We start from the raw sequence: 6275 nt of genomic DNA on the forward strand, positions 1-6275 counted from the left end.
TCGTGAGGCAACGAACCCCGACAAAGTAAGATTCTCTCGTGAGGCAGAACGCCGGCAATTCTAATTATCGTTGATCAACAAGCGTGAGCTGCACGCCCACGACGGCCGGCACGCTCACCGTGCGGGCCAGTGTGGCCGACGACGATGGCGGGGCGAACACCTACAGCGCCACTGTGACCGTGAGCGCCGCGCCACCGACCGAACAGCCCACCCCGGCCCTCTGCTACGCCGAGGGTGCCCAGAGCTGGCAGGACTTCGCCCAGGGCAGGCAAAAGAACGGCAAGCCGGTGCAGGCCAGTCGCTCGAATCCGGCCCTGGCCCTGGGGCTGCCGCAGCGCAACGACACGGTGAACTTCGTCTCGCTGGGCTTCGGTGGCAGCCTGACCCTACGCTTCGCCAACCCGATCGTCAATGACGGCACCGGCAAGGCCGACATCAGGGTCTGGGAGACCAGCTTCGGCGATGCGCGGCGGTCCTGGAGCCGCTACCCCGAGGCGGTCAAGCTCTACGCCTCGGCCGACGGGGTGAACTGGACGCTGCTCGGCCAGACGACGGACAAGGATCAGGCTTACGACCTGGTGCTGCCGCAGGCCCAGTATCTCAAGCTGGTGGACGTGAGCAACTGGGCGAAGTTCGGCCCGATCGGCGACGGCTTCGACCTCGACGCGGTCGAAGTGCTCAGTGGCTGCATCCGCCCGTAACCCTGGAACCGAACTGAATAAGTGAGACCGAAGCTGCCACGCCGCTCGCTCACGCGTGCGGCGTGGCGCCAAACAGCGGAGCGAAGGTCGCAGGATGATCGCCAGCCCGTGCGGCAGCCAGGGCTTCGGCCTCGGACACAAGGGCGGGGTCGCTGGCCGCAGCCAGCGTTGCCAGCAACCGGGCGGCATGAACGCTGGTCGCCGGGCGGGAAAGCTGGTGATCTCTCAGGTAGGCAAAGGCGGCCAATGCGCTTGCCGAGCCCTGCTCGCCGGCGTACTCGGCCAGGTCAGCCAGCAGATCCAGGCTAACGGCGGTTGGCGCGGCGAGGGAAGTTGCAAGGGCCTGGGCCAGCAGCGCCGTAGCCTGGTGGCGGTCGCCGCCTGCTGCGGCTAGGCGGCCCTGGGCACCGAGCACCTGGGCCTCAAGCCAGCGGTCGCTGATCTCGACAGCTATGACCAGAGCCTCCTGAAACATCCAAGCGGCCGCCGGATGGTCGGCGCGGGCCTGGGCGATCTGGCCGAGGTGCAGCAGGCCGAGCCCACTCTGGTAGCGGTCGCGCTGGGCCATTGCCGTAGTGAGCGCCTCGCGGCACAAGCGTTCGGCGGTCTCGGCATCGCCCAGGCTAAGGGCGATCCGTCCGCTGTAGTTGAGCGCGAGGGTGACGAGGCGCGGGTCGCCACACGCCCGAGCGGCCTGAAGGCTCTCCGCCAGCCGCTGCTGCGCGATGGCGGCCTCGCCATGCAGCACTTCCAGCAGGCCGAAGATCACGAGGACAGTGGACACGCCCCAGGCAAAATCGGCCCGCCTGGCGGCCGCGAGGGCCTCGTCGAGCAGCACCCGTGCCCTGGCATGATCGCCGGCGAAAATCGCCACATAGGCCGGGGTGATCAGCGCCTGGAACAAGGCTCGGTCATCGCCGAGGCGGCGCAGCGGCTCGAGGGCCGCGTGCATGAGGGGCATGGCCGTAGCCGGAGCGAAGCGAGAGGTGGCCCAGCCCTCGAGCGAAGTGAGGAGCCAATAGGCGACCTGGTCGTCGCGGCTGGCACTGGGGCCGGTGGCCCGGGGCACCAGGGCCGCCGCACCGCGCGAGCAAAGATCGGCAAACTCCAGATTCCGGCCCTGCAACTCGGCGAACCAGCCGAGGGTGTAGCACATCTGCCGGAACACGCCGGCCTCCTGCTGCTCGATCGCCCATTCCCAGGCCGAGCGTAGATTATCGAGCGCCTGCCCCAGCGCCGCGACAGTCACTTGCTGGTCGGCGCTTTTCAAGCGTGGCTCCTGCTGATCGGCCCAGGCAGCGTAGCATGCTGCGTGCAGCCGTCTGGCCAGCGCGTGCTCGATCGCGTCCTGCCGAAGGCGCGCCTCAGCGTACTGGCGGATCTGCTCGTGCAGCTCGTAGCTGGTCTGCGGCTCGCCAGGTGAGCGGCTGCGCAGCAGCGACTTGTCGATCAGCGAGGCCAGCAGGGCCAGGTGGGTCAGGGACGGCAAAGCGTGGCCCGGCTCGTCGGCCAGCACCGCCATTGCCGCCTGGCGGCTGAACGGTCCACGGAAGACCGCGAGGCGTCGCAGGGTGCGGCGCTCGTCGGCATTGAGCAAGCCCCACGAGTAGTCAAAGACCGCCTGGAGCGAGCGGTGGCGCGACGGGATGTCGCGGGCGCTACTGGTCAAGAGCTCCTGGTTGTGGGCAAGCTCGCGCACGATCTCGTCGCACGAGAGCACATTCACCCACGCGGCGGCCAACTCGATCGCGAGTGGCATGCCACTGAGCGTACGGCAGAGCTGCGCGACCACCTTGCGGTTTTCGGTGGTCAGAGTCAGCTGCGCGCCGGCCTGCTGCGCACGCTCGATGAACAGCGTAACGGCGTCGGACTGTGCGATCGCCAGGTGGCTGGACGAGCTAGGCAAGGTCAGGCTGTCCAGTTCGACGATCCACTCGTCGCGGATGCGCAACCGCTCGCGCGAGGTAACCAGCAGCCGGAGCAGGGGGGCCTGAGCCAGAAGCGTGGTCAGCAGGTTGATCAGCCGAACGCCTTGCTCAATGCCAAGCAGGTGTTCGAGGTTATCCAGCAGCAGCAGCAGCTCGCGCTCGCGCAGGAAGGTCAGCAGGTCGACCTCGGGCGGCGCAACGCCGCTGAGCGTGAGCCCGAGCACCTCGGCGATCGCGCCAGGCACGTGGGCGGGCGAAGCGACCGATCCCAGCGGCACCAGGGCGGCACCGTAGGCAAACGTGTCGGCGACTTCGGCGGCCGCTTGCAGGGCTAGGCGCGTCTTGCCGATCCCGCCGGGGCCGACAAGGGTGACCAGCCGTACCTCTGGATTGGTGAGGTGTTGTCTCACCTGAGCCAGCTCGCGGTGCCGCCCGATTAGCCTGTTGACGGGGAGGGTTACACGGTAGCGCCGCTGCTCGTCGCCCAGTATCTGCGCCTGGATCGTGGCGAACGGTACCGTGGCCTGCGAAAGCGAGCCCGCGCTGTCGCCCAACCGGGCCAGGCGGACAAAGTCGTCTTGCTCGCCGTCGGGCACGGCGAGCACCTTTGCCAGACGCTCAGCCAGCTCACGTGAGGGGCGGCGGCGCCCGGTCTCAAGCGAGCGGAGCGTCGTGACTGCGCAGCCGACCAACTCGGCCAGCTGCTCCTGGGTCAGATCGGCGGCCCGTCTGCGGCGCCGAAGCACGGCATAAAACGATTCCATAGCGATCGTAGCTGTCGTATCGGTAACGAGCCATATGGTGATGGTTGTAGTATAGCATGGGTTCTGAGTATGCACCTATGATCGTACGCGATAGTAGGGCTTCGGTACCGTCACTCCTAACGATGGACGACATACCGCCCACACGCGGCGTGCCTCCATAACGCCCCATCTGTCCCGGTTTTTGTCACACCTGGTCGCTGGTATGCGCCGTGCGACTGTGGTTCACTAGGAGCATCGCTACCAACACTATCAGGAGCCACAGCCATGGAGCAGATCGATCACACGTGGCAAATCCTCGCCACGGGCGCAGAGACCGGCGGAGCCTTCGGGCTTGTCGCCTGTACCCTACCGCCGTTCAGCCCGGGCACGGGGCGGCACCGGCACGCAGACCAGTTGGTCGGCTACTACGTCATCGCCGGGATCGTGGCGCTGACCAGGAGTGAGGCAACGATTACGCTCTCGGCGGGCGGCTTCACCCTCATCCGCCCCGGCGAGCCCCACCGTTACTGGAACCCCAGCCCAAGCCCCGCCCAGTTGCTGCTGCTCTTTGCCCCCGGCAGCAACGCCGACGAGCTACAACGACTGGCCGGAGACGCCCCCGGCGCTGGTACGGGGGCGTGGCATACGAGCTAAGGGCTTCGCCGCGTGCTTGCGCTACGCCTCGCCCAGGGCCAGGTGTACCGCCTCGGCCTGGCTGAGTTGTCGCCCAGCCGCCAGGGCTGCTTCCCATACCACGTCGTCGAGGGGGCCGCGGGCGATGGCAGCGAGGCGCCGGTACATCGGCTGGATGCCGGGTGTCACGACGAGTTGGTGGGTGGCGCGCAGCTGCTCAGCCGCCCCGTAGAGCCGACCGGCCCGCTCGTGGTCGTCGAGCAGTCCCGCATGGGCGGCCAGGGTTTCCAGGCAGTAGGCAATCAGGATCTTGTAGTCGTAGCGTTGAAAGATCGTCAGCGCCTCGCGAACCTGCGCCGCCCCGGACGAGTCACCCTCCAGTACGGCCAAGGCACCAAAGCCGTAGGTGGTGTAGGCGACAATGAAGACCAGGTTGTCCTGCTCGGCAAGCGCCAGCGCCTGCCGGTAGTGGGCGCGCGCCTCGTCGGGCAAGCCCTCGAAATAATAGGTCAAGCCGGTGATCGCAAGCACCGCAGCACTGGTGGCTCGCTGTGCGCTGTCGTGAGCGTAGGCCAGGCTGGCGGCCAGGTAGCGTCGTGCACTGCTGAAGTCGCCCTGGTCGAGTGCCGCCAGGCCAGCACCGTAGGTCGCCATCGGCCGTGCAGCGTCGTCGTCCGCCGGCAGCAGGGCAAGCGCCTGCTCGGCGCTGCGCAGCGCCCGATCCCACTCGCCGAGCAGTTGCTGCATCAGGGCGGCGATCGTCAGCAACCGCCCTGATGCAGCGTCCGACAGCGGCGCTAGGGCCAGGAACTGCTCGACCCACTGGAGGCCCTCGCGGGTCATGCCGCGTACCGCCCAGAGCGCGCACAGGCTCATGCATAAGCTCGCGCCAGCGTCGCCCTGGCGCAGCGTGAGCGCCGCACGCAGGGCTGCGCGCAGATTGTCGGCTTCGTCGGCGATCTCGCCGATCCAGGTCAACTCGCCCTCGGTGGAGAGCCCCGCCGCGATCTGGGCCGCCAGCGAGCGATAGTAGTCCACAAAGCGCTGCGCCGTCGCCTCAGCCTCGCCCGCGGCCCGCAGATGTTCACCCGCAAACTGGCGGATCAGTTCGTGGAGCGTGTAGCGCTCGCCCTCACGCCGCACAAGGGACTTCTGCATCAGCGTGGCCAACTGTGGTAGCCGGGCACCGGCAACGAACTCGGCCCCCTCGCGGGTGAAGCCGCTGCGGAACAGGGCCAGCCGGGCCAGCAGGCGCTGCTCGTCGGCGTTGAGCAAGCGCCACGAGCCCTCGAATACCGCACGCACGCTGCGGTGGCGCGCCGGCAGGTCGCGGGCGTCGCTGTCGAGCAACTCCAGGCTGCGCTCGAGCTCGGCGGCGATCTCGGCCGGACTCAGCGTGGGCAGCCAACTCGCCGCGAGCTCAATCGCTAGCGGTGTGCCGCCTACCAGTCGGCAAATCTGGTTCACCGCAGCGGCGTTGGCCGGGGTCAATGCGAAAATACTTTGCACCCGCCGCGCCCGCTCGACAAACAGCAGCACTGCATCCGAAGCCGCAGCCTCATCGGCAGTTGCCAGCCCGCCTACTTCGTAGACCCACTCGTCACGCAGGCGCAGCCGCTCACGCGAGGTAACCAGCAGCCGCACGCCCGGAGCGCCGCCAAGCAATGCGGCAATCAGCTCCACAAGCTCAGGGTCGTTGAGCAAATGCTCAAGATTGTCCAGCACCAGCAACTGTCGGCGCGGGGCCAGGATGCTGACCACCTGTGCCGTTGCCGCCTGATAGTGTTCGGGGCGCAGCCCCAGGGCTGCGGCCACAGCGCTCACCGCTTCAGGTGGACGCTGGACGCCAGCAAGAGCCAGCGTGAGCATGCCGTCGGGGAAACTCCCGCCGACGCGGGCGGCCAGGGCGATCGCCAGGCTGGTCTTGCCGATACCGCCGGGGCCGGTGAGCGTGAGCAGGCGGCATGCCGGGTCGGTGAGGCGCTGGGCAAGCGTCTCGAGCTCGCTGGCGCGACCGATCAGCGGCGGCGCTGGTTGGGGCTGTGGCACTGCCGGCGCAGGGGCAGGGGCAGGCTCAGCGCCGGTGGCGCGGGCGAGACTGAGGAACGCCGGGCGCTCGGCGGGCGGCACCTCAAGACGCTCGGCGAGGATAGCCGCCAGCTCACGCGAGGGGCGGCGTCGCCCATTCTCGATTGTTGAATGTCAACTAGATTTGCCGCCTGGTGTCAACTAGATTTGCCGGTTCCCGCTCCCTTCCCTCGTGACCTGCG

At 68.0% G+C, this 6275-nt stretch carries 4 protein-coding genes; 2 read left to right on the forward strand and 2 right to left on the reverse strand.

All coding sequences use genetic code 11. The features are described 5' to 3' along the window. The first annotated feature begins 131 nt into the window (after positions 1 to 131). A complete protein-coding gene (locus tag EKD05_RS24890; RefSeq protein WP_129678261.1) occupies positions 132 to 701 on the forward strand; it encodes a hypothetical protein in 570 nt (189 codons plus the stop codon). A 49-nt stretch (positions 702 to 750) separates the two neighbouring features. On the opposite strand, the gene EKD05_RS24895 is transcribed toward EKD05_RS24890, so the two are convergent. Continuing rightward, a complete protein-coding gene (locus EKD05_RS24895; RefSeq protein WP_129678263.1) occupies positions 751 to 3393 on the reverse strand; it encodes a helix-turn-helix domain-containing protein in 2643 nt (880 codons plus the stop codon). 264 nt (positions 3394 to 3657) lie between these two features. Here EKD05_RS24895 and EKD05_RS24900 point away from each other — a divergent pair, with 264 nt between their 5' ends. Further along, a complete protein-coding gene (locus EKD05_RS24900; RefSeq protein WP_129678266.1) occupies positions 3658 to 4026 on the forward strand; it encodes a cupin domain-containing protein in 369 nt (122 codons plus the stop codon). A 21-nt stretch (positions 4027 to 4047) separates the two neighbouring features. On the opposite strand, the gene EKD05_RS24905 is transcribed toward EKD05_RS24900, so the two are convergent. Further along, positions 4048 to 6135 (reverse strand): hypothetical protein, encoded by a 2088-nt coding sequence (locus tag EKD05_RS24905; RefSeq protein ID WP_129678268.1) that lies wholly within the window; start codon positions 6133 to 6135, stop codon positions 4048 to 4050. Between the last annotated feature and the right edge of the window lie 140 nt (positions 6136 to 6275).

The organism is Candidatus Chloroploca sp. Khr17, assembly GCF_004138165.1.
Lineage (GTDB): Bacteria > Chloroflexota > Chloroflexia > Chloroflexales > Chloroflexaceae > Chloroploca.